Here is a 1,134-nt window from a genome sequence, read left to right on the forward strand (position 1 = left end):
CCTAAAGAAAATCTTTTAGGTATGGAAGGTTTGGGCTTTATCATGCTCATGAAAGAATTAGCGTGGGAGCGTATGCTAGTTGCTATTATCTGCCAAGCCGGGGCAGAAGCAGCATTTGCACATACTGTTCAATATACAAAAGATCGTAAAGCATTCGGCAAACCAATTGGAGCATTCCAAAATACTCGTTTTAAACTTGCTGAACTTAGAACAGAGATAGATTTCTGCCGTACCTATTTAGATCGTTGTATGGAATTACAACTCGATGAAAAATTGAGTGTTGAAGCTGCAGCGGCTGCAAAAAATAAAATTTCAGATATGTTTTCAAAAGTTGTAGATGAATGTCTTCAATTACATGGCGGTTACGGCTATATGCTGGAATATCCAATTGCCCGCGCTTATATCGATCACCGAGCAAACCGTATTTATGCAGGCACCAATGAAATTATGAAAGAATTAATCTCTAGAACTCTTTAATCTTTACTATAAAAAAGGAGGCTTATAGCCTCCTTTTTATTTTCAAATATCAAGACACTAATTTTGGTTTACGTGTGGTAACTTCTGAATGCTTATGAAAACGTAGAACACCATCATCAAATTTTGCATTTTTTAATGATTTACGGTCTTCAAGATAATTATTGGTTACCTGCCATGGTGCTTGTTTACCTTGTTTAGGAATCACGTCGGCAGCACGACTAATATAACCAGATGATAAGCTACCCATGACTGTGTCCTCTTCCATCACACTCTTATCACCAGATGGAATGACTTCATCATAATTATTCTTATCCATGTAATTTAATAAACGACAGATATAATCTGCTGCAATATCAACTTTTAATGTCCATGAAGCATTTACATAGCCAATAATCATCGCCATGTTTGGTACATCGCTGAGCATCACGCCGTTATAAAGCATGTGTTCAGATGATTTAACTGGCTCCCCATCAATAGTTGCCTGCACACCGCCCATGATTTGAACCTGCAAACCTGTTGCAGATACGATAATATCGGCATCAAGATGCTTGCCTGATTTTAATTGAATACCAGTCTCAGTAAATTTTTCAATTTGATCAGTTTCGACACTCGCCTTACCTTCACGAAGAATTTTGAATAAATCACCATCAGGAACTA

The 1,134-nt window shown here is 37.4% G+C and carries 1 protein-coding gene and 1 pseudogene; one reads left to right on the plus strand and one right to left on the minus strand.

Annotated elements, in window-relative coordinates:
- Window positions 1-477: acyl-CoA dehydrogenase family protein (locus VXQ92_RS20010; RefSeq protein WP_416682962.1), on the plus strand; the 477-nt coding region annotated here is incomplete at its 5' end.
- 49 nt (window positions 478-526) lie between these two features.
- Here the strand turns inward: VXQ92_RS20010 and VXQ92_RS20015 are convergent.
- A pseudogene (locus VXQ92_RS20015) lies at window positions 527-1,134 on the minus strand (NAD(P)/FAD-dependent oxidoreductase); the annotation flags it as partial.

It is taken from the genome of Acinetobacter sp. 228, from assembly GCF_048147885.1.